Source organism: Commensalibacter intestini A911 (assembly GCF_000231445.1).
Lineage (GTDB): Bacteria > Pseudomonadota > Alphaproteobacteria > Acetobacterales > Acetobacteraceae > Commensalibacter > Commensalibacter intestini.
In genome coordinates this window covers 138,710-159,696 of sequence record NZ_AGFR01000007.1, presented here as the reverse complement: position 1 = coordinate 159,696, position 20,987 = coordinate 138,710, and the positions used below count along the sequence as shown (strand labels likewise).

The 20,987-nt window shown below is 36.9% G+C and carries 20 protein-coding genes; 10 read left to right on the top strand and 10 right to left on the bottom strand.

Annotated features, from left to right (window positions below):
* The first annotated feature begins 28 nt into the window (after nucleotides 1–28).
* The gene (gene xylB / locus CIN_RS05875) at nucleotides 29–1,483 is read left to right on the top strand and encodes a xylulokinase (RefSeq protein WP_040364026.1); all 1,455 of its coding nucleotides are present in this window, start codon (nucleotides 29–31) and stop codon (nucleotides 1,481–1,483) included.
* Nucleotides 1,484–1,559: 76 nt separating this feature from the next.
* Here the strand turns inward: xylB and CIN_RS05870 are convergent, their stop codons facing one another.
* From CIN_RS05870 to CIN_RS05845, 6 genes are all read right to left on the bottom strand, one after another.
* A complete protein-coding gene (locus tag CIN_RS05870) occupies nucleotides 1,560–1,886 on the bottom strand; it encodes a hypothetical protein (RefSeq protein ID WP_040364025.1) in 327 nt (108 codons plus the stop codon).
* A gap of 165 nt (nucleotides 1,887–2,051) precedes the next feature.
* Nucleotides 2,052–2,384, bottom strand: coding sequence for a hypothetical protein (locus CIN_RS05865; RefSeq protein WP_040364024.1), 333 nt, complete (start codon nucleotides 2,382–2,384; stop codon nucleotides 2,052–2,054).
* 95 nt (nucleotides 2,385–2,479) lie between these two features.
* Nucleotides 2,480–4,363: an acyltransferase family protein gene (locus tag CIN_RS11410; protein ID WP_008854141.1), complete on the bottom strand. Its 1,884-nt coding sequence runs from the start codon at nucleotides 4,361–4,363 to the stop codon at nucleotides 2,480–2,482.
* Between the two features lie 15 nt (nucleotides 4,364–4,378).
* A complete protein-coding gene (locus CIN_RS05855) occupies nucleotides 4,379–4,708 on the bottom strand; it encodes a hypothetical protein (RefSeq protein ID WP_040364023.1) in 330 nt (109 codons plus the stop codon).
* A gap of 88 nt (nucleotides 4,709–4,796) precedes the next feature.
* The gene (locus CIN_RS05850) at nucleotides 4,797–6,158 is read right to left on the bottom strand and encodes an ABC1 kinase family protein (protein WP_008854139.1); all 1,362 of its coding nucleotides are present in this window, start codon (nucleotides 6,156–6,158) and stop codon (nucleotides 4,797–4,799) included.
* A gap of 2 nt (nucleotides 6,159–6,160) precedes the next feature.
* Nucleotides 6,161–7,981: a M3 family oligoendopeptidase gene (locus CIN_RS05845; RefSeq protein WP_139016957.1), complete on the bottom strand. Its 1,821-nt coding sequence runs from the start codon at nucleotides 7,979–7,981 to the stop codon at nucleotides 6,161–6,163.
* Nucleotides 7,982–8,255: 274 nt separating this feature from the next.
* Here CIN_RS05845 and CIN_RS05840 point away from each other — a divergent pair, with 274 nt between their 5' ends.
* The 5 genes from CIN_RS05840 to gshB all read left to right on the top strand — a co-directional run bounded on the left by CIN_RS05840 (nucleotide 8,256) and on the right by gshB (nucleotide 13,470).
* Complete coding sequence (locus CIN_RS05840) at nucleotides 8,256–8,852, top strand: DJ-1/PfpI family protein (protein WP_040364022.1); 597 nt, start codon at nucleotides 8,256–8,258, stop codon at nucleotides 8,850–8,852.
* 92 nt (nucleotides 8,853–8,944) lie between these two features.
* Nucleotides 8,945–11,074, top strand: a complete 2,130-nt coding sequence (gene uvrB, locus CIN_RS05835) for an excinuclease ABC subunit UvrB (protein WP_008854136.1) — start codon at nucleotides 8,945–8,947, stop codon at nucleotides 11,072–11,074.
* Between the two features lie 9 nt (nucleotides 11,075–11,083).
* Nucleotides 11,084–11,971: an aldose 1-epimerase gene (locus tag CIN_RS05830; protein WP_008854135.1), complete on the top strand. Its 888-nt coding sequence runs from the start codon at nucleotides 11,084–11,086 to the stop codon at nucleotides 11,969–11,971.
* Between the two features lie 13 nt (nucleotides 11,972–11,984).
* A complete protein-coding gene (gene greB / locus CIN_RS05825) occupies nucleotides 11,985–12,476 on the top strand; it encodes a transcription elongation factor GreB (RefSeq protein WP_008854134.1) in 492 nt (163 codons plus the stop codon).
* Nucleotides 12,477–12,507: 31 nt separating this feature from the next.
* The gene (gshB, locus tag CIN_RS05820) at nucleotides 12,508–13,470 is read left to right on the top strand and encodes a glutathione synthase (protein ID WP_008854133.1); all 963 of its coding nucleotides are present in this window, start codon (nucleotides 12,508–12,510) and stop codon (nucleotides 13,468–13,470) included.
* A gap of 5 nt (nucleotides 13,471–13,475) precedes the next feature.
* On the opposite strand, the gene CIN_RS05815 is transcribed toward gshB, so the two are convergent.
* Complete coding sequence (locus tag CIN_RS05815) at nucleotides 13,476–13,706, bottom strand: hypothetical protein (RefSeq protein ID WP_008854132.1); 231 nt, start codon at nucleotides 13,704–13,706, stop codon at nucleotides 13,476–13,478.
* Nucleotides 13,707–13,959: 253 nt separating this feature from the next.
* Here CIN_RS05815 and CIN_RS05810 point away from each other — a divergent pair, with 253 nt between their 5' ends.
* The 4 genes from CIN_RS05810 to CIN_RS11885 all read left to right on the top strand — a co-directional run bounded on the left by CIN_RS05810 (nucleotide 13,960) and on the right by CIN_RS11885 (nucleotide 17,135).
* Nucleotides 13,960–14,598: a class I SAM-dependent methyltransferase gene (locus CIN_RS05810; RefSeq protein WP_008854131.1), complete on the top strand. Its 639-nt coding sequence runs from the start codon at nucleotides 13,960–13,962 to the stop codon at nucleotides 14,596–14,598.
* 87 nt (nucleotides 14,599–14,685) lie between these two features.
* Entirely contained in the window at nucleotides 14,686–15,999 is a 1,314-nt protein-coding gene (locus CIN_RS05805) for a cbb3-type cytochrome c oxidase subunit I (protein ID WP_008854130.1), read from the top strand.
* 11 nt (nucleotides 16,000–16,010) lie between these two features.
* Nucleotides 16,011–16,958: a heme o synthase gene (gene cyoE / locus CIN_RS05800; protein WP_008854129.1), complete on the top strand. Its 948-nt coding sequence runs from the start codon at nucleotides 16,011–16,013 to the stop codon at nucleotides 16,956–16,958.
* A gap of 15 nt (nucleotides 16,959–16,973) precedes the next feature.
* On the top strand, nucleotides 16,974–17,135 hold the full coding sequence (locus CIN_RS11885; RefSeq protein ID WP_008854128.1) for a hypothetical protein: 162 nt from the start codon (nucleotides 16,974–16,976) through the stop codon (nucleotides 17,133–17,135).
* 145 nt (nucleotides 17,136–17,280) lie between these two features.
* On the opposite strand, the gene CIN_RS05795 is transcribed toward CIN_RS11885, so the two are convergent.
* The 3 genes from CIN_RS05795 to CIN_RS05785 are packed head-to-tail and all read right to left on the bottom strand — an operon-like array spanning nucleotide 17,281 to nucleotide 20,973.
* Entirely contained in the window at nucleotides 17,281–18,345 is a 1,065-nt protein-coding gene (locus CIN_RS05795; RefSeq protein ID WP_050798365.1) for a Tim44 domain-containing protein, read from the bottom strand.
* Nucleotides 18,346–18,373: 28 nt separating this feature from the next.
* Nucleotides 18,374–19,711 (bottom strand): TldD/PmbA family protein, encoded by a 1,338-nt coding sequence (locus CIN_RS05790; RefSeq protein WP_008854126.1) that lies wholly within the window; start codon nucleotides 19,709–19,711, stop codon nucleotides 18,374–18,376.
* A complete protein-coding gene (locus CIN_RS05785; protein ID WP_040364021.1) occupies nucleotides 19,708–20,973 on the bottom strand; it encodes a M16 family metallopeptidase in 1,266 nt (421 codons plus the stop codon). Before CIN_RS05785 ends, CIN_RS05790 begins: the two co-directional genes overlap by 4 nt.
* Nucleotides 20,974–20,987 lie beyond the last annotated feature (14 nt).

Genomic DNA, 20,987 nt, shown 5'->3' with positions numbered 1-20,987 from the left:
TTTTCAAATTTGAAGTAGGAGTCTAATCATGTATATAGGTATTGATATAGGAACATCTGGCATTAAAGGAATCGTGTTAGATGATAACCATCATATACTTGCCAGTCACACTGAGAAGTTAGTGGTTTCGAGACCTCAGCCATTATGGTCAGAGCAAGATCCTCAATCTTGGTGGGAAGCAACAGATAAAGTTATTTATGCTTTAGGTAGAAAAACTTCATTAAAAGATGTGCAAGCTATTGGTCTTACAGGTCAAATGCATGGTGCTGTTTTATTAGACAAAAACGGAAAAGTTTTACGCCCAGCAATTTTATGGAATGATGGACGTAGCTATAAAGAATGTGTAGAGTTAGAAGAAGCAGTTCCAGAATCTAGAAAAATTACTGGTAACTTAATGATGCCAGGATTTACAGCCCCTAAAATCTGTTGGGTGCGTAAATATGAACCTGAAATTTTCAGTCAAATTGATAAAGTTTTATTGCCTAAAGATTACTTGCGTTGGTTAGTTAATGGGGTATTTGCCTCTGATATGTCTGATGCTGCAGGTACAATGTGGATGGATGTTGGGAAACGTTCTTGGTATAAACCTTTGTTAAATGCATGTGGTTTAACTGAAGATAATATGCCTAAATTATTTGAAGGTAATGAATCTACAGGTCAAATTAGACCAGAACTTGCAAGTCGTTGGGGTTTATCTCCTAAAGTAACTATTACCGCAGGTGCTGGTGATAATGCAGCTGGGGCTATTGGTGTTGGTATTTGGCGTAAAGGCCAAGCAATGCTTTCTTTGGGAACTTCAGGGGTTTATTTTGTTGCTAGTGATGGCTTTTTAAGTAATCCAGAAAAAGCAGTTCATAGTTTCTGTCATGCTTTACCAAATACATGGCATTTAATGTCTGTGATGCTTAGTGCAGCGTCTTGTTTAGATTGGGCTACGAAAATTACAGGTGTAAGTTCTGTTCCTGAATTATTGCAACTTGCAGAAACAACAGGTCAAGATCCGACTTCAATTTTATTCCTGCCTTACCTTTCTGGTGAACGTACACCGCATAATAATCCAAAAGCAACAGGATGTTTCGTTGGATTAACACATAAGCATGACCGAAAAGACATTGCACGTGCAGTCGTTGAAGGCGTTAGCTTAGGCTTAGCTGAAGGTATGGAAGTTTTACATGCTACAGGGATCACACCAGATCATATCAGTTTAATTGGTGGTGGTGCACGTAGTGCTTTCTGGAGACAGTTGCTTGCTGATATTACAGGTCATACATTAGATTATCGTCAAGGTGGGGATGTTGGACCTGCGTTAGGTGCGGCTCGTCTTGCGATGTTAAGCAGCAACCCCAATGTACCATTTGGAGATTTGCTACCAGAACCTCCTGTTGAAGCATCTTATGATCCTCATCCAGAAATTAGCGCCTTGTACAATGAAAAATATGAGCAGTTTAAAGCTGTTTATAGAGCATTAAAGCCAGTTTTCTAATTGATATAGAAATATGTTTCTGAATAAAAAGCTAACCTATTAAAGGTTAGCTTTTTTTATGTTTATTTTTAGATGATTAGTGATGATGATTGTTATGATTATAGTGATGATGATTGTTACGGTTGTTATAATGGTTATGATTTCTGTTGTTATGGTTATTATACCGATTATTGTTGTTACTATAATTCGAACCATTATTCATATTATCTAGTTTTCTTTGTAAACTATCTCTTTTTTTGCAATATCCAATTGCAGCACCAGGATTGGGTTGGTTATTTTTGCAATTATAATCAGCGATATCTCTTTGTTTGGTAATTTGCTGTATTGCGTTATCTCTGCCTTGAGCAAAAGAAATTGATGGAATTAATAAGAAAGATAAAGCAAGTAATGTATATTTTTTCATTTTTTCCTCACAAAGTATATTCGTATTGTCTAAATAATAATATACAAAGTAATCATGAATAAAATATGAAGAGAAAAAGGTATAATATTGAAATAAACGTAATCTTTAATAAAAAAAGGCTATCCTATTATTTAGGATAGCCTTTTTATAGCGATTAATTTTAAATTAGTCGTGATGATGATGTCCGTGTTTATGAGATCCGTTATTACCGTTATCATTGTGGTTATTATTGTTATTTCCATGATCATGGTGTCTACGATCATTGTGATTATTTCCACGATTATCATGGCTATTGTCGTTATTATCACCACGAGGTCCGCGATCACCACGGTTACCAGGTCCGTTATTATCACCACGAGGTCCGCGATCACTATGATTGTTTGAGTAGTTGTTATCGCTTGATGTAGATGTTGATGTGCTAGAAGAATCTTGTTCTTGAGCAAAAGAAACAGATGGAATTAAAAGCATTGACAAAGCAAGTAGAGTATATTTTTTCATTTTTTCCTCATTATTAATTAATTTACTTATTATTTAGCAATATCGTGTCATTGTGAATAAAATATGAAGATATAGTGATTAAATAAAGATATATTTTATTTCACAGAGTTAATTATATCTAAAATATATTTTCCTGCAATCTTGGCTCCGTAAATTGATAAATGGTCTATATCGGATAAAATAGGATTATAATTTTTATCAACTAAAGAGCATTGATTATTGTGACATAATACTTGGGTTGGGTCGATAAAATGAACGTTTTGATATTGTGCGGCTATTTTTTTTAATAATTTAGTAGCTGAATTGCTGTTTTGAATGACGCGATTTTTACAAGAGAGTGGTATAATTTTTTTGAAAAAGTAAAGTTGTTGTTTTGCATAGCATTGGAAAATATTTTCTTCTTCATAGTTTTCAAATGCTTGACCCACAATAAAGTATTGTCTTTGATTTCCTCCAATTTTAACAAGCTGTTCAATTTCATGGGGAAGAGATTCAAAAAACGTGTTTTGTTTATGTGTTGCATTAGCGTCATGATAGATTGGAGACGAGTTATTATAAATATCCCATCGCATAATCAGAACGAGATTAGTTGTTGGATATTCTTGTAATAATTTTTGCAGCTTCTTATAGGTGCCAGGGCAAATTGTTTTATCATGAGGACTTTGCATAGCATCGATATACCAATCAGGCATTGCAATGCAACCATCATCAAACAGACCTATAAAATTAATATGTTGGTTGACTAAATAATGGCCATATTGCCTGGCATGACTATCTCCAGTTAAGATAAAAGAAGGAGAGTGGTTATCATTGTTAAAATGAGTAATTTTGGCATTGGTTGGAATGTTCATGCCGCCATAATATTGTAGGAAAAAGTTCTTATAATCTACTCGGTAAGTTGGATTTTGAACCCTATGACCTATTCCATTAATAGAAATAAAATATCCGCAAGCAAGTAAGAGTATATAGAGACAAATCATTTTATATTTATAATTTCTTTTTCGTTCAATAAAGAAATATAGGGATAGAGAAAGTGTAAAAGTGAGAAGTAAATATATATAAAAATGTAAGGGGATATTTAACGTTTTATAGAAAACAATAATGGGCCAATGTATTAGATAAAGAGAATAGGAAATAAGACCAATTTTTTGGACAATTATATTCTGTAGTGGTGTTTTTTGATTATTAGCGATAATACATAAGTAAGCCCCAAAGACAGGGATAAAGAGTAAATATCCAGACCATGGTGCAGTATCATATATCCAAATAAAAGAGGTGATAATGATTATAAGACCTAGGACTTCAATTATTATTGTTTTGTTTTTTGATAGAGTTATTGGATATAAAAATGCCAAACTACCGATAAGTAATTCCCACATACGGGTAGGTAACATATAAAATGCAAAAGTTGGGTTGAAGCTGATAAAATAAATACTTAGAATAAAACTGATAATGGCAGTAGAAAGAATAGTTACTTTAAGCAAGGGTTTGCTAAAGAAACGATGCAGAATAATGAGTGATATTGGATATATTATATAAAACTGCCATTCCACGGATAAAGACCATGTATGTAGTAAGAATTTATATTGTGAATCAACATCAAAATATCCTGCTTCATTATAAAAAGTAATATCAGAAATAAATAGTAAGCTTGAGGTAATATGTTTGCCCACTAATTTATATGTCATTGGTTCAAAGAACACATAACCTATGCATGCTAATATCAGGCAAATAATTAAGAGAGCAGGGATAATACGCTCTGCACGAGCTTTATAGAATTGAAGCAAAGAAAAAGAGTTATTATTTAATCCTCGTAAAATAATAGAGGTCATCAAGTATCCAGAGATGACAAAGAAAACATCAACCCCAGTAAACCCACCTTGTAATAGGGAATGATTATAGTGAAAGATTAAAACTGCGATAACAGCCAGAGCTCTGAGGCCATTAATATCATATCTGAAGGAGGGTTTGTTGGTCATAGGGGCATTTAGGTTTCAATGGTAAGAATTATTTTTTACAAATATTGTTATATCATCCAAGGCATCTTCTACTCGTCCTGAAAATCTGATGTCTTGGCGTTTTCTTTCAAGGACAGGGGTAACAAGAGCAGTATCAATTTTTTTATATATTCTGGCAATATGTCCAATACAGGTAATTGCTAACCCAATAACATCTTCATCAGCAGAGGTGTTTATTGTATCTAAACACATTTTCTGAGCCCATTTAAAATCATCTATATTAAAAGTCAGATAAAGTAAGGTCTTTAAAACTTGATTTTTATCATTAGATTTTAAATTTATTTCAATTTGATTTTTGCTTATCATATTTTTATTTTATGGGGAATAAAAGTTACGGAATAAGATCAGAGATCATTATTCCGTATGTATATAAAACTTAAGCTACGAGTATATTTTACTCTAAAGGAGGTGGCACTTTTGCTGTTTTCATAGCTTTTGCTTGGCTCTGATCGAGTTTATCAGCATCAAAATTTGCAATTAGTTCTTGAAATAAGTGATGCCAGTTTAATTTTGCACCAAGACGAGTAAAGAGGCTGCCTAATCCAATTGCAGATCGGTCAACTAAAACAAATTCACGTGGTGGGGTAATGCCACCTGTTTGTTGTAGTCCTTTATGCACTTTTGCTGCGAGTTTACGTCCTAAATCAGGATCGCTATCATCTTGAATAGAACGTTCTTTATCTTGAGTTAAAGGTGCATATAAGAAACGAGCCCACTCGTTTAGGATATCCATTGTTTCTTTGGAAATATTTTTAAAGCCCCATGCTGTATAAGCATGATGTGCCAGCTCATCATCATGAGTTTCAATTGCTTTGCACAGATCAATGACGCCTTTAACGAATTTCCCTTGGAACACACGAATAGAGCCAAAGTCTAACAAGCATAAATGATTGTCTTTATTGATTAAAAAATTACCCATATGTGGGTCGCCATGAATAACCCCATATTGGTAAAAAGGGATATACCAAGAACAGAATAAAGAGCGAGCAATATCATTGCGATGGGCTTGGTCTAGTCCATTTTTAATCATATAGCTTAAGCTTTTCCCCTCAACCCAATCCATTGTTAATAGACGTTCGGTAGAGAGTTCTTCAACCATATTAGGAACAACAGTACGTTTGTTTTCTTTTAACATTAAAGAGAATAAGCGTAAGTTTGCGGCTTCTCTTTTATAATCTAATTCTTCTTTCAGGCGAGTAACGAGCTCTTTATAAACTTCATCTTGTTTAATTGCATTATCTAAACGGTGATATAATGAAATTAATAGGCGTAGTTGTTTTAAATCGGATTCAACAGTGCTCGCCATATCCGGATATTGTAGCTTACAGGCGACTTGACAGCCATCGGGAAGGGTAGCTTTATGCACTTGCCCTAAACTAGCGGCTGCAGCGGCTTCTTGAGAGAAAGAGGAAAAGTTACTTTCCCAGTTTGCGCCTAGCTCTGTTTTCATGCGACGACGCACAAAGGACCAACCCATTGGTGGTGCATTAGATTGCAATTGTGCTAACTCATCGGCATACTCATCGGGCAGCACATTTGGAATGGTGCTGATGAGCTGAGCAACTTTCATCATGGGGCCCTTCAGCCCGCCGAGGATATTTTTTAGCTCTTCAGCATGTGCAGATTTATTAACAGGAATTCCCATTTTTTGACCAGCTAATCGTGCAGCAATTCCACCCACGGCAGTTGTGGATTTAATCATGCGTCTCATGCCACCAAATAAGCTGGTTTTATCTAAATCGTCATCTCTTTCCATGACTATGCTTGTTCCAATTCGTCGATAAATTGAGAAATGACATCCAGTCCTTTACGCCAGAATGCAGGGTCAGAAGCATCTAGTCCAAATGGAGCTAAGAGCTCTTTATGTTTTTTTGTTCCACCTGCTTTGAGCATCTCTATATATTTCTCTTGGAAATTTTCATGACCATCTTGATAGACTTTGTAAAGGGCATTCACCAAGCAATCTCCGAATGCATAAGCATAGACGTAAAATGGAGAATGAATAAAGTGAGGGATATATGTCCAATAAGATTGATATTCAGGCGTAAATTCAAAAGCAGGCCCAAGGCTTGCTTGTTGTGTTTCTATCCAGAATTGTCCTATTTGCTCAGGTAAAAGTTCATTGGTTTGACGAGCTTCATGAACTTTGCGTTCAAACTGGTAAAAGGCAATTTGACGCACAACCGTATTTAACATGTCTTCGACCTTACGACTTAACATGATACGACGTTGCTCTGGTGTTTTTTGATTACGTAGCAAGCTTTGGAAGGTTAACATTTCACCAAAAACACTGGCGGTTTCAGCCAAAGTTAAAGGTGTATTGGATTGAATATATCCTTGATCAGCGGCCAAAATTTGGTGAATACCATGTCCAAGTTCATGGGCTAAAGTCATGACATCACGATTGCGTCCATGATAGTTCAATAAAATATAAGGGTGAACTTCTGGAACGGTAGGGTGTGCAAAAGCACCAGAAGATTTTCCTGGACGTAAAGTCGCGTCAATCCAAGGTTTGTCTAGGAATTCTTTAATCATATCGCCCATTTCTGGGTTAAATTCATGATAAGCGGTATGAACGATTTCTTTCGCTTTTTCCCAAGGAATGATTTGGTCATTATCATCAGGTAAAGGGGCATTACGATCCCAATGTTGTAACTTTTCCAGTCCTAACCATTTGGCTTTTAAACGGAAATAACGATGGGAAAGACGTTGGTAATCCTCTGTAACGGCATTAACAAGCGCATCAACCACCTCATCTTCGATCATGTTGTCGCAGTTACGTTCTGAATCCACACGAGGGAATTTGCGCCATTCATCGGTGATATGTTTATCTTTGGCAAGCGTATTTGTAATCAAAGAGAAAAGGCGTAAGTTACTATTGAAGCTTTCCCCCAATCCTTTGGCTGCATTTTCTCTGACTAGACGCTCATTGGAAGAAAGTTTATTTAAGGCTTCTCCCAAAGTAACTTGTTCATCTTGCACGGTGACTTGCATAGAGGCCAAGGTTTCATCATATAATCTTGACCAAGCAGTGCGCCCAGTAACAGATTTTTCGTGTAAGACTTTTTCGACTTCGTCACTTAGCTGATAGGGACGGAAAACGCGGATACTGTCTAAGAATGGTTTCCAAGCAAGTAATGCAGAATTTTCTAGTTTTTCTTGCATACTTTCTTCAGAAATACGGTTTAGTTCCAGCGTAAAGAAAAGGGTTTTTGTGCTGATGCTGGTAATTTGTTCATTAATATATTGATAAAATTGAGCGTTCTTTGCATCTGTTGAATCTGTTGCAAAAATAAGTTGAGCATAAGAGCCAATACGCCCTAATATTTCACTGACTTCTTGATAAAGATCAATGGCCATTGCAATTTCTTGGCCAGAAGCATTTTCCAGATTGCCTTGCCAATTGGTCGCAAATATTTCAACTTTTGAACGAGCTCTATCCAGATCATTTTTCAACTCTGGACTGTCAGGGGAAGGATAAAGATCAGACAAGTCCCAAGAAGGAAGTTGTTCATCACTCTTGCTTCCAGAACCCGTTTGATTGGGGGCAGTATACATAAAATGATCTAGAGAAAACATGATATTCCTAATCGTTATTTAAATAAATCTCTTAAAGAATTTATCTTAATATAGATTATTAAAAAAGGAAAAGGTTAACTGGTAATTAAATTAAGATGCAAAAAGAGGTGAATATTATATTGGTAATATATTCAATATACTATTCATATGGTGATGAGTTATTTTTGATGGAGTATCTTGTTTAATGATTACTAATATTTTCTTTTAAATCATAACGTTTACATTAAAATACGATATTGAAAAAAAATAATTACATTTATACAGAGAGCAAATCATGCATATCGCTATTCTTACTTTTGACGAATATAACGAGTTAGACTCTTTTATTGCCTTTGGGATACTTAACCGTATTAAAAAGCCAGACTGGAGAGTGTCCATTGCCAGTGATCGCGCTCATGTTCGTTCAATGAAAGGTCTTGTTGTTGAATCTCATATTTCTTTGACTGAGGTTAATCATGCTGATGCTGTGGTTTTTGGTAGTGGGATGAAAACTCGTGAAATTGCAGAAGATCATAGCATTATGAGCCAATTTAAACTGGATGCTGACAAACAATTATTAGTATCACAATGTTCAGGAACATTGCTTTTATCTAAACTAGGGTTATTAAAAAGTAAAAAGGCTTGCACTGATTTAACGACAAAACCTTGGGTAGAAGAAGAAGGGATTACGGTATTAAATCAACCGTTTTATGCAGAGGGAAATGTTGCAACATCAGGGGGGTGTTTATCATCAGTCTATTTGGCAGCTTGGATTATTGCTCGTTTTGAAGGTGTTGAGGCGGCTAAAAATGCTTTGCATTACGTGGCACCTATTACAGAAAAAGAGGAATATATTGATCGTGCTATGAAAAACATCATGCCTTTTGTTTAAGTTATTTCTTTTAAATAAATCTATATATTTGATTAAGGAGAGATTTAAATTATAGTAGTAAAATATGCTTTTAATATTATAATTTGAATTCCATGAAAAAAACAAACGCGGCTGATTATAAAGTTATTTTCCACCCTGAAAAGATTCCTGCCAAACCTAAAGTGAAACATTTTCAGGTTGTGTCTGAATTTGAGCCTTCTGGAGATCAACCCACAGCGATTAAAGCTTTGTCAAATGGGATTAATGAGGGCGAACGGGATCAGGTTTTATTAGGGGTAACAGGTTCTGGTAAAACCTTTACAATGGCAAAAGTCATTGAAACGGTTCAAAAGCCAACATTAATTTTAGCACCGAATAAAACATTGGCCGCACAATTATATGGAGAAATGAAAGAGTTTTTTCCAAATAATGCAGTAGAATATTTTGTTAGCTATTATGATTATTATCAGCCAGAAGCCTATATTGCACGCTCTGATACTTACATTGAAAAAGACAGCCAAATTAACGAACAAATTGATCGTATGCGTCACTCTGCAACGCAAGCTTTGTTAGAGCGTAACGATGTGATTATTGTCGGCTCTGTTTCTTGTATTTACGGTATTGGTTCTCCAGAATCTTATTCAAAAATGGTCGTTAAGGTTGAGGTCGGGGCTGAGATTAATCGTGATTTGCTTATCAAAGGGCTTGTTGAGCAACAATATCGACGCAATGATTTAGGATTTCAGCGCGGAACGTTTAGGGTTCGTGGCGAAACGATTGATATTTTCCCTGTGCAAAATGCAGATCGTGCTTGGCGCGTACATTTGTTTGGTGATGAGGTCGAAGAAATTGATGAGTTTGATCCTTTGACAGGGGTAAAGACTGGTGATTTACAAGCCATTACTGTTTATGCGAACAGTCACTTTGTCACGCCACGTCCGACATTAACTCAGGCTGTAAAAACCATTAAATCAGAGTTGAAACTTAGATTAGATCAATTTGTTGCTGAGGGTAAATTGCTCGAAGCAGAAAGAATACAGCAACGCACTCAGTTTGATCTAGAAATGATCGAAACAACAGGGTTATGTAAAGGGATTGAAAATTACTCTCGTTATTTAACAGGGCGTAATCCTGGTGAACCACCACCGACTTTATTTGAATATTTACCAGAAGATTCACTGTTAATTGTTGATGAAAGTCATGTCAGTGTTCCTCAAATTGGTGGGATGGAACGTGGAGACTATGCACGTAAGAAAACACTCTCTGATTTTGGATTTCGTTTGCCTTCTTGTATGGATAATCGACCTTTAAATTTTGCTGAATGGGATGCATATCGTCCACAAACAATTTTTGTGAGTGCGACACCTGGCCCTTGGGAAATGGGTAGAACAGAAGGGGTCTTTGTCGAGCAAGTTATTCGTCCAACTGGGTTGATTGATCCGATTACAGATGTTCGTCCTGTTGAGTTGCAAGTGGATGATTTATTAGAAGAGTCTCGGAAAGTCATTCAAAAAGGTGGGCGTGTTTTGGTTACGACATTAACTAAGAAAATGTCTGAAAAACTAACAGATTATATGAGCGAGTCTGGAATAAAAGTACGTTATCTACACTCTGATATTGATACATTGGAACGAATTGAAATTATCCGAGATTTACGTTTAGGTGTTTTTGATGTTTTGGTAGGCATTAACTTGCTTCGTGAGGGCTTAGATATCCCAGAATGTCAGTTGGTAGCGATTTTAGATGCGGATAAAGAAGGATTCTTGCGTTCTAAAACGTCATTAGTGCAAACTATTGGACGTGCGGCACGAAATGTTGATGGACGTGTTTTGTTATATGCTGATAAAATGACAGAGAGCTTAAAATATGCCATTGATGAAACAGCGAGAAGGCGAGAAAAGCAGACTCAATGGAATATTGACCATGGAATTACGCCATTTTCTGTGAAAAAGAAAATTGGTGAGTTAATGGCCTCTGTTTACGAACAAGATTATGTTACGATCTCCCCTAGTAAAACCATTGAAGATCTTTCTCTTGTTGGTAAAAATTTACAACAAACAATTGCGGAATTAGAAAAAAGAATGCATGCTGCGGCTGCAAATTTAGAATTTGAAGAAGCTGCGCATTTACGTGATGAGATAAAAAAGCTAGAAGAAACAGAATTAGGGATAGGTGTTTCGTCTGAAGAACAGAAAAAGTCTTCTGTAAAAGCTCCTAAATCTAAAAGAGTTAAGAAAGGCTAGGGAACAGAAATGTTAGAAATTAAAGCAGGACATAATCAGGTTGGCATATATCCTGCCCTAGGTGGGGCAATTGGATATTGGTTGTGTCAAGATACACCTATTTTTTACCCTGTTGTGAATTCTCACCTAGCCAAGTGTAAAAATCAGATTATAGCAGCCTATCCTTTGCTTCCTTATTCTAATCGGATTGCAGAGGGTAAATTCGAATTTGAAGGGCGTAAGTATCAATTAGAGCCAAATGCAGCAAATGGTAAAGATTCTATCCATGGGAATGCATGGAATAGAGAATGGGATCTGGAAAGTTTTGCAGAAAATAAAGCAACATTATCTTTGGTTCATGACCCCCTTAAAGATGGTAAAAAGCAATGGCCATTTTCTTATAAAGCAAAGTTAAAATATACGTTATATGAAAATGGGTTATCGGTTTATATGCGTTTTGAAAATACAGATCGCTGTAATCAGCCTGTTGGGTTAGGGTTTCATCCTTATTTTCCTCGTAGAAACTTTGTTGAGGTTGGATTTTCAGCCAAAACATTATGGAATAATGACGAGAATGGTTTGCCGCAAGGGCGTATGTCTAATGATGGCCGGTGGTCTTTTGATCAAATGCGTCCTTTGTGTAAAAGCGAACATTTGGATAATTGTTATGCCGGATGGGATCGTTTTGCGTTTATTCGTTGGAAATATTCAAATGCTTACTTAACGATTACCAGTAGTCGTGTCTTTGAACATCTTATTTTATCAAACCCTGAAAGTGCTCCTTATTTTACGTTAGAACCTGCGAGCAATATGAATAACGCAATTAATATGCCAGATATTTCAGATAGAGGGTTAACGATATTAAAACCAGGGCAAGTCTTAAAAGGCGATATTTTTTACTCTTTTTCAGTGAGTTAGTTGAGAGTATTTTATGGCAATATCCAATAAGTTACCGACTCATTTAACACCTCAAGGGTTTCACCGCTTACAAGAAGAGTTAAATACATTACTTTATAAAGAACGCCCAAAAATCGTAGAGATTGTTTCTTGGGCTGCAGGGAATGGAGATCGTTCTGAGAATGGTGATTATATTTATGGGAAAAGGCGTTTAAGAGAAATCGATCGGCGTGTTCGTTTCTTATCAAAACGCTTAGATGATGCGGTTGTTGTCGATCCGAAAGATCAACCTCAGAAAAACAAAGTTTATTTTGGTGCGACGGTGACTTATGTTACCGAAGATGATCAAGAATATACAGTGACGATTGTGGGGGTGGACGAAGCTATTACTGAAAATGGTCAAATTAGTCTGATTTCTCCGATAGCCAGAACGTTAATGAATGCAAAAGTAGGAGATGAAGTGAAGTTTCAAAGTCCTGCTGGAGAAAAATTTTTAGAAATTCTTGAAATTTCTTATCCATCTTAAAAGAAAATATTAGTCAATAGAGGATAAAAGCATGTTAAAGATTGCTGTACAAATGGATCCGCTGGAAAGCGTTAATATTAATGGAGATTCAACATTTGCGTTAATGTTAGAGGCACAAGCAAGAGGATATGAGCTTTTTGTTTATTCCGTAGATACGCTAAGTTTAAAAAGCCACGCTAATACTAAAAAGATTACTGCTAGAGGCAGAAATGTTAAAGTTCAACGTGTGCAAGGCAATCATGCAGAATTTGGTGAGGAAAAGACGGTTGAGCTAAAAGATTTTGATGTGCTTTTAATGCGTCAAGATCCACCTTTTGATATGGGATATATCACAGCAACGCATATATTGGAGCAAATCCACGGTGTTGGTAAGGACAAAGTTTTTGTTGTGAATAACCCTGCATCTGTGCGTAATGCACCAGAGAAAATTTTTGCAACATTGTGGCCAGAAATCATGCCACCAACATTAATTACCAGAGATGTGCAGGCTATTCGTGAATTCCGTGCAGAATATAAAGATATTATTATTAAACCTCTTTACGGCAATGGTGGAATTGGTGTTTTCCGTATTCGTGAAGATGATGAGAATTTAAATTCTTTGCTAGAAATGCAATTCGCTGCTTCTCGTGAACCATTAATGATTCAACGTTATGAACCTGCTGTACGTTTAGGAGATAAGCGCGTTATTTTGGTGAATGGTGAACCGATTGGTGCAATTAATCGTGTTCCGCAAAAGGGAGACTTGCGTTCTAACATGCATGTTGGAGGTGTCGCACAAAAAGTTGAGTTAACACCACGAGACAAAGAAATTTGTAAAATCATTGGTCCTGCTTTGAAAGAGCAAGGGTTGTTCTTTGTTGGAATCGATGTGTTAGGAGATTATTTAACAGAAATTAATGTAACATCACCCACAGGCCTGCAAGAATTAGATCGTTTTAATCAGATGAATTCTGCAGGAATTATTTGGGATAGTATTTTATCTTATATTAAATGATGTAGTTAAGACTCTTCTTTATCTGAAGTAGTGTCCTTATTAAAGCTAACAGTGCTACCTTCTCCTAAATTTAAAGCATCATTTTGTTGTTTAGGAGACGGAGGCATAGGGTCATCTTTTCCAAACTTATTATCAAACCATGCCATAAATTTTTCTTTTTCATAGAAAATATAGGAACCTACCCAGACACCAATACTTAATATAGCTAAAAACCAATTTAAAATGGATAACCACATAAAAAATATTTCTCCTAAACTCACCTGTTTTATTTATTTATTTCATAGCGTGTTTATAGTATATATTTGTTTTATAATAAACAACAAATAGCCTTTTATTTAACATAATATAGATTATGGAATGTTGTTTTAAAGCATTTCATTTTATAATTAAACGCAAAAAAAGAAAAACTAACTAGATTTTTATTCTTTTTTGGTTAATAACACTTGTTTGTATAATCTTATTCGTTCACAGTTTATTGGGAGCAATAACGTGCCTCCTTCACCTCATACTGCGTTAAGCGCAGATGCTGTTAAGTTAGCCTATCGTCGATGGGCGATGGTCTATGATGCAGTTTTTGGAAGTATTTCTTCATTTGGGCGGCGTTGTGCTGTTGCAGAAGTTAATCGTTTACCAGGGCAAAGAGTATTAGAAGTAGGGGTCGGTACAGGATTAGCGCTTCCTTCTTATGATATAGATAAACGTATTACTGGAATTGATTTATCCACGGATATGCTTAAAAAAGCACGACAAAGGGTTCAGCGTCAAAATTTGTTGAATGTTGAGAATCTATTTGAAATGGATGCAGAGGCAACAAATTTTGAAGATGGGTCTTTTGACATTGCGGTTGGTATGTTTGTAGCCTCTGTTGTTCCACATCCTGATCGTTTATTCGCAGAACTCAAGCGTGTGGTCAAACCTGGCGGACATATTCTGTTTGTTAATCACTTTTTGGCACAAAAAGGATTGCGTTATTATATTGAACGCGTAATGGCTCCAGCGTCAAAGTCATTAGGATGGCATCCTGATTTTTCTATAGAATCTTTGCTTCCTCCTGAAGAGTTGAAAAAAGCAAGTTTACAGCCTGTGCACCCTTTTGGATTATTTACCTTGGTGCATCTACCTCGATAAAATCGTATATGCTGCCATTGTTTATGTGCAGCATATGAATTATCTTATTCTGAATATCTTAATCGAGTATGTTTGATAGAATATGTAATGAAGACACATTATAAAATTGGAATTAATGCTTTATTTTTAGCGGTATTCGCTGGAATTAGCGGTGGTATTGCGGCTTTATTTGTGCAGCTTAGTGCTTTTTTTCCTGTTTTAGGCCAATTTAGCACCATTAATTTTATACAGAATTTACCACAAACGCATGCTCGAATGATGGTGTTTTTTGTTTTGCAACCAGCCTTAATGTTAGGGCTAGGGGCTTGGTTTGTTCCAATTTTAATTAAAAGCAAAGATATGGCATTTAAAGGATTAAATGCTTTTTCTTTTATGTGTCTGTTCGTTGGTTTCATTTGTAATTTTCTTACATTTTTATATCCACAAAATGCATTATTTTCTTTGTTTAGCTTAGTTTTTTGGTCAGTATCAGCGATTATATTTTCAAGTAATATGTTGATTACGATTATTAATCATAGAGCATTAGATGTTAGTTATGCTTCTTTACCGTTGTTTGTTTGGGGACAAGGGATTGCATCTGCATTATTATTGCCGACAGCCTCTGTCATGCTGGCTGCGTTATCTAAAGATTATTGGGGGGCTGGGCAATTAAATGTCGCTATACAGCAAACCGTGCATAGTTTTGCCTATCCAATGGTAATGATCCTTATTATTCCAGCAATTTCTTTAGTTTTTCATATTATTAGCACGATTTCTGATCAAAGTATTAAACAGACGCGATCTGTCATTTTGGCAATGGTATTGGTGCCATCTATTATCTTGCTTTCTTGGAATAAAATGATTTTTAGCAGTCATTTAATTAGCTTACAGCAAAGCTTAATGCTGCATATTTTTTATGCCTGTGCGTTATATGGATTATCTTTATATTTATTCATTTATGCGCTTAAACTATTCTTCTCTGGGCAGCGTCGTTATCCTGCACCAATTTTATGGTCTTTTGGATTTATTGCACTCTTAAGTGTTGGTTGGCCATTACAAGGGATTATGAGTGAAGTTGGTTTAATCCACTCTTGTATCTCATACGGGGTTTTATTTGCGGTATTTGCTGGGTTTTACTTTTGGATGGGGAAAATCCTTGGAAAGCAATATTCAGAATTCTTAGCCAAATTACATTTTGCAATCACCTGTATCGGTGTTGTCTTTACATTAGATATGTTTTCAATGGGAAGTCAGTCCATATTAATTGGTGCGATCTTTATGGGATTGTCTTTATTAACATTCTTAGTCGTTTTGGTGCATGCTTTGTGTAGTAAAGTCAGTGTTTCTAATAATTATTGGGGGGCAGGGGCAACAACGTATGAATGGCAACTTCCTTCCCCTGCATTTTCTCGCATAAAATAGGATTTATATTCATGGGGCAGTCACTCTCTAATGAAGCAGTAGGATCAAAGCGTATTCGTTATGATGCTGCTGTAGTTGGAAGTAACGTCAAAGATTGGTTTTCTCTTCTAAAACCAAGAGTGATCTCACTCGTCGTATTTACGGGGGTTGTGGGGATTATTCTTGCACCTGGTCATATTAATCCCGTTCTAGCACTTATTAGCATTCTTTGTATTTGCATGGCTTCTGGTGGGGCTGGTGCCATTAATATGTGGTATGATCGTGATATTGATTTGGTTATGCAAAGAACAATTACAAGACCTTTACCAGCAGGCAGAGTTCATCCTGATGATGCGTTGATTTATGGGATTGGCGTTTCTGTGTTGTCGGTCATTTTAATGTTCTTGGCAACGAATTTTTTAACTGCGGCGATTTTAGCGTTTTCGATCTTTTTTTATAGCGTGATTTATACAATCTGGTTAAAGCGCTCTACACCACAGAATATCGTTATTGGTGGTGCTGCTGGGGCATTTCCTCCGTTAATAGGTTGGACTTCTGTCACGGGGAGTATGGATTTATTCCCTATTATTTTATTTTCTATTACGTTTTTATGGACACCACCGCACTTTTGGTCACTTGCTTTATATGCTTGTAAAGATTATGGCCGGGCTGGTATTCCAATGTTGCCTGTGGTTAAAGGGGCAAAGCATACACGCTGGCAGATTTTAATTTATACTATTATTTTGGCAATATTTTCTTTATCCCCTGTTTATTGCGGATATACTTCTTATATCTATATGGGGACTGCAATTCTTTTAAATGCTGGATTTATTTATATGGCAATTAGAGTATTATTAGAAAAGCAAACTCCAGAGGGGTTAAGTCTGAATAATGATAAAGCTGCCAGACATTCTTTTCGTTTTTCGTTAATTTATTTATTTTTATTATTTCTTGCTTTGATTATCGACCATTTTGTTTAAAGGGAAGAAACCACAATGAAAAAGCAACCACTACAAGCAAAAGCGATTGCAATCTCACTAACTATGGAACAACAGAAAGAATTTGAACGCCGTCAGAGTAAACGGAATATGGCATTACTTTCTGCATTGCTTGGGTTAAGTGGGATTTTATATGTTCTTGCGTTAATTCAGTTATAATCAATTTGTCTACAACGACATTACTGATTTAAGGTCGTTTCTGTTACGATAAAAGAAAACCATTCTATTATAAAATAGAATGGTTTTTTATTTGCATATAAGTTGATTAAACGAGGTTTATTTTTCGTTTAATGATGTTGTTATTTTAGTTTGCTTGCTGGATAGCGGATAATAGCCACCAGTTATTATTAGCTGCTCTGACAAACGTCCATAATTCAGCAATATTTTCAGGTTGATTTGGATTACCTTCGACAACACGTCCTGTATTATCAGTCGTAACGTCAATTAAAGAGTAACGCATTGCAACAGTTGCGTATTCTCTGTTTCCTTCACCCCATGCTTCGGATAAATCGCCTTGAATGAATTGTACATTAGAAACGCTATTATGCAGTCCACGGCTTGCTAAGTCAGTCAGTTGTTCATTAAAATAAGCAAGCATTTCTGGTGTTGTTATTTTTTGTAAACTACCGAGGTCTTGTCTTGTCCAAGCATCTTGGACTTCGGTCAAGCGTTGTTGGAAAGCAATATAATCGTCTTGTTGTAATTGAATATTGGTTTGTTGTGTAGGTTGAGGTTGCGCGCCAGCACTCATTCCAGGATTCATACGACCAGCAGACATTGTATTGGCCATATTAGATGCCGCACGACGTCTACGAATAAAGCGCATGACCAACCAGATGACTAATCCAATCATAATCAGGCGAGTAACAAACGTCATAAAGCCACCACCTTGACGTTGTGGTGCTTGTTGTTGTGTGTTTTGACCTTGTTGATCTGGATTGCTTGGTTGTTGAGCATTGCTTTCTTTACTACCAGCCAACATATGATATCCAGCGGCACCAATAGCACCACCGACGAGTCCTTTTGTAAAGTTACTCATCCCACCACTTTGTTGCTGTTGAACAGGACGGTTCATTGCTCCGCCAGCCATTCCTGGTGCAGCACCAGACATCCCACTATTAGAAGAAGGAGCCGATGTTGCCGCTGCAGGAGGGCGTGTCATCGTCCGTTGCATAGGTTGTGCGCCACTTGGGCTACTTCTGGTATAAGACGGGGCGCTGAATGTTCTGCTGCCGCGACTTCCCATTGAAGATCCTCGACCTGCTCTTGCTTCTGCTTGAGGAATTAAGTCCACAAGCATAGAAGGAGCAACCAGAGTAAAACTTAAAAGACAAAGTAGGGTACGGCTATTAAAGGTCGTACGATTCATTTCTTTCATCCATTTCGGTAAACGTATATTAATTACCCGCCACACTCATTTGGTCAATGCGTAAGGTAGGGCTGTTTGTACTATAGCGGAATTTAAGATCATTAGCGACATGTACTTGTGAAAACATTTCCTTGAGCGTTGAAGCCAAAGTAAATTCCATCACAGGTTCTGCAAGTTGTCCATTACGGATCATGAAACCACTGGCACCACGGCTATAATCGCCTGTTAGCATATTGACAGAAGAACCAATCATCTCTGTAATATAGATACCTTCTTTGATATCGGCCATTAATTCTGCAGGCGTTTGATGACCAGCCATAGCATATAAATTGGTTGTAGTCGGAGAAGGAGGAGAAGAAGGGCCACGTGTTGCGTGACCGTTACTGACCAATCCAAGCTGATTAGCAGTGCGACTATCTAACAACCAATTCGCAATTTTTCCTTGATCAACCAATTTAAGCTCTTCAGGATATAAACCTTCAACATCGAACGGACGAGAGGCTAGGCCTTTAATTTGATAAGGTTGGTCAATGATGGTGATATGTTCAGGGAAAATTAAGTTACCCATATCATTTTTAAGGAAAGAAGTGCCTCTAGCAATAGAATACCCGTTTAAAGCACCTGCTAAGTGACCGATAATAGAGTTTGCTACTCTAGGGTCAAACACAATCGGTAGAATGCCTGTTTTTGGCTTTTTAGGATTTAATTTTGCAACTGCTTTTTCACCAGCACTGCGTCCAATGGCTTCTGCATCTTCTAAATCTTTTAAATGCACTGTGGAGTGATAATCATAATCACGTTGCATGTCTGTGCCTGTTCCAGCCAATACACATGCAGACAAAGAATGAGAGGTTCGTGCATAAGTGCCAAAGAAATCATTACTGTTGGCTAAGATCATTTCGGTTTTACCATAACCACAACTGCCACCGATACTGTTGGTAACACCGTGAACGGCTAAAGCTGCTGCTTCGGCTCTTTTGGCTTGCTCTAGCATTTCTTGAGTAGAGCGTTCAGAAGAATCATATAAATCAAGTTCTTTAGGATCGATACAGGCTTTCGTAGAAGGCTCAGGAAGGCCAGAAAAAGGATCTTCTGGTAAAATCTTTGCCATAGAAATCGCTTGTTCAACGAGCTTTGCGATATTTTCTTTTTGTAAGTCTGTTGTTGAAATGGTGGCAGAACGTTTGTCAATAAAGACCCGTAGTCCGACAGTCTTGGTCTCTGAGCGTTCTAATTCTTCAGGTTGTCCATTTCTGACTTGCACACCCACAGAAGTCGAAGCCAACATGACCGCATCCGCAGCTGTTGCCCCAGCTTTTTTAGCTTGATGGATTAAATCTTTGATGAAATTTTGATGTTGCGTCATGATTTTAGACTTTCGATAATTTCAGCTAAGGATGGTACATGGCGAATAGGGCCTAATGTTGTTAATGTCGGTTTGCCATGGAAAATATATTCTGCAATTTGATAAATATCTTCAATCGTCACAGCGTCAATTCTATCAACCATTTCTTGCGGAGGAATAATACGGTTATAAATCTGTAAATGACGAGCAATTTGCTCACAACGACTAGCTGTGCTTTCCATAGACATTAACAAAGAAGATTTTAATTGTGCTTTGGTACGTTGTAATTCTTCGGGTTTAATAAATTCCTGAATTTTCTTTAGTTCTTGAATTAAAATTGGCATGAGCTCTTTGGTTTGCTCTTCACCTGTGCCAGCGTAAATCCCAAACAAACCATCATCTTGATGGGCTGTATTATAGGAATAAACGGAATATACTAATCCATGTTTTTCACGCACTTCTTGGAATAGGCGAGAGGACATGCCGCCACCCAAAATAATAGACAGTAAAATAGCTGCGTAATATTGAGGGTGATTATAATTAACAGAAGGGAACCCTAATAGAATATGAGCTTGATCAAGTTCTTTTTCTTTACGGAATTCACCTCCTTGATAATTTGCAGGAATTGCGGATTGCGTTGGCGTTTGAGGTAAATCTTTGAAATAATGTTCGACAAGGTCAACAATTTTGTCATGATCTAAATTACCAGCAGCAGCAAAAATCGTATTACTTGTATTGTAATGACGGGTCATATAGGCTTGTAACGTATCACGCTTCATCGTGCGGATCAGTGCTTCTGTGCCTAAAGTCGGACGTCCCATTGGTTGGTCGGGATAAGCTGTCTCTTGGAAATAATCAAAAACAATATCATCTGGTGTATCATTTGCTTGACCAATTTCTTGAAGGATAACGCCACGCTCTCTTTCTAACTCTGTAGGGTCAAAGGTGCTGTGGGTTAAAATATCTCCTAAGATATCAATTCCAAGCTCGTAATCATCTTTTAATAATTTAATATAATAAGCAGTAATTTCACGGGCTGTATATGCGTTAATATGGCCACCAACATTTTCAACAGCTTCGGCAATATCTAATGCAGAGCGTGTTGTCGTGCCTTTAAAAGCCATATGCTCCAGAAAATGGGAAATCCCATTTTCTTCGGCTGTTTCATAACGTGTTCCAACACTGACATACGCACCAAGAGAAATCGTTTCAACACGATCCATTTTTTCCGTTACGACGATCATTCCAGAGGGGAGGCGTGTGATCTTTATAGCTTGGTTCATATTTATCCTAGAGT

What these genes read in the sequence shown, in the direction of transcription:
- CIN_RS05840 (WP_040364022.1), top strand. Translation starts at nt 8,256, where the DNA reads ATGCATATCGCTATTCTTACTTTTGACGAATATAACGAGTTAGACTCT.
- greB (WP_008854134.1), top strand. Translation starts at nt 11,985, where the DNA reads ATGGCAATATCCAATAAGTTACCGACTCATTTAACACCTCAAGGGTTT.
- CIN_RS05830 (WP_008854135.1), top strand. Translation starts at nt 11,084, where the DNA reads ATGTTAGAAATTAAAGCAGGACATAATCAGGTTGGCATATATCCTGCC.
- CIN_RS11885 (WP_008854128.1), top strand. Translation starts at nt 16,974, where the DNA reads ATGAAAAAGCAACCACTACAAGCAAAAGCGATTGCAATCTCACTAACT.
- CIN_RS05865 (WP_040364024.1), bottom strand. Translation starts at nt 2,384, where the DNA reads ATGAAAAAATATACTCTACTTGCTTTGTCAATGCTTTTAATTCCATCT.
- CIN_RS11410 (WP_008854141.1), bottom strand. Translation starts at nt 4,363, where the DNA reads ATGACCAACAAACCCTCCTTCAGATATGATATTAATGGCCTCAGAGCT.
- CIN_RS05845 (WP_139016957.1), bottom strand. Translation starts at nt 7,981, where the DNA reads ATGTTTTCTCTAGATCATTTTATGTATACTGCCCCCAATCAAACGGGT.
- CIN_RS05855 (WP_040364023.1), bottom strand. Translation starts at nt 4,708, where the DNA reads ATGATAAGCAAAAATCAAATTGAAATAAATTTAAAATCTAATGATAAA.
- CIN_RS05790 (WP_008854126.1), bottom strand. Translation starts at nt 19,711, where the DNA reads ATGACGCAACATCAAAATTTCATCAAAGATTTAATCCATCAAGCTAAA.
- CIN_RS05795 (WP_050798365.1), bottom strand. Translation starts at nt 18,345, where the DNA reads ATGAATCGTACGACCTTTAATAGCCGTACCCTACTTTGTCTTTTAAGT.
- CIN_RS05805 (WP_008854130.1), top strand. Translation starts at nt 14,686, where the DNA reads ATGAAGACACATTATAAAATTGGAATTAATGCTTTATTTTTAGCGGTA.
- CIN_RS05850 (WP_008854139.1), bottom strand. Translation starts at nt 6,158, where the DNA reads ATGGAAAGAGATGACGATTTAGATAAAACCAGCTTATTTGGTGGCATG.
- xylB (WP_040364026.1), top strand. Translation starts at nt 29, where the DNA reads ATGTATATAGGTATTGATATAGGAACATCTGGCATTAAAGGAATCGTG.
- gshB (WP_008854133.1), top strand. Translation starts at nt 12,508, where the DNA reads ATGTTAAAGATTGCTGTACAAATGGATCCGCTGGAAAGCGTTAATATT.
- CIN_RS05785 (WP_040364021.1), bottom strand. Translation starts at nt 20,973, where the DNA reads ATGAACCAAGCTATAAAGATCACACGCCTCCCCTCTGGAATGATCGTC.
- cyoE (WP_008854129.1), top strand. Translation starts at nt 16,011, where the DNA reads ATGGGGCAGTCACTCTCTAATGAAGCAGTAGGATCAAAGCGTATTCGT.
- uvrB (WP_008854136.1), top strand. Translation starts at nt 8,945, where the DNA reads ATGAAAAAAACAAACGCGGCTGATTATAAAGTTATTTTCCACCCTGAA.
- CIN_RS05815 (WP_008854132.1), bottom strand. Translation starts at nt 13,706, where the DNA reads ATGTGGTTATCCATTTTAAATTGGTTTTTAGCTATATTAAGTATTGGT.
- CIN_RS05870 (WP_040364025.1), bottom strand. Translation starts at nt 1,886, where the DNA reads ATGAAAAAATATACATTACTTGCTTTATCTTTCTTATTAATTCCATCA.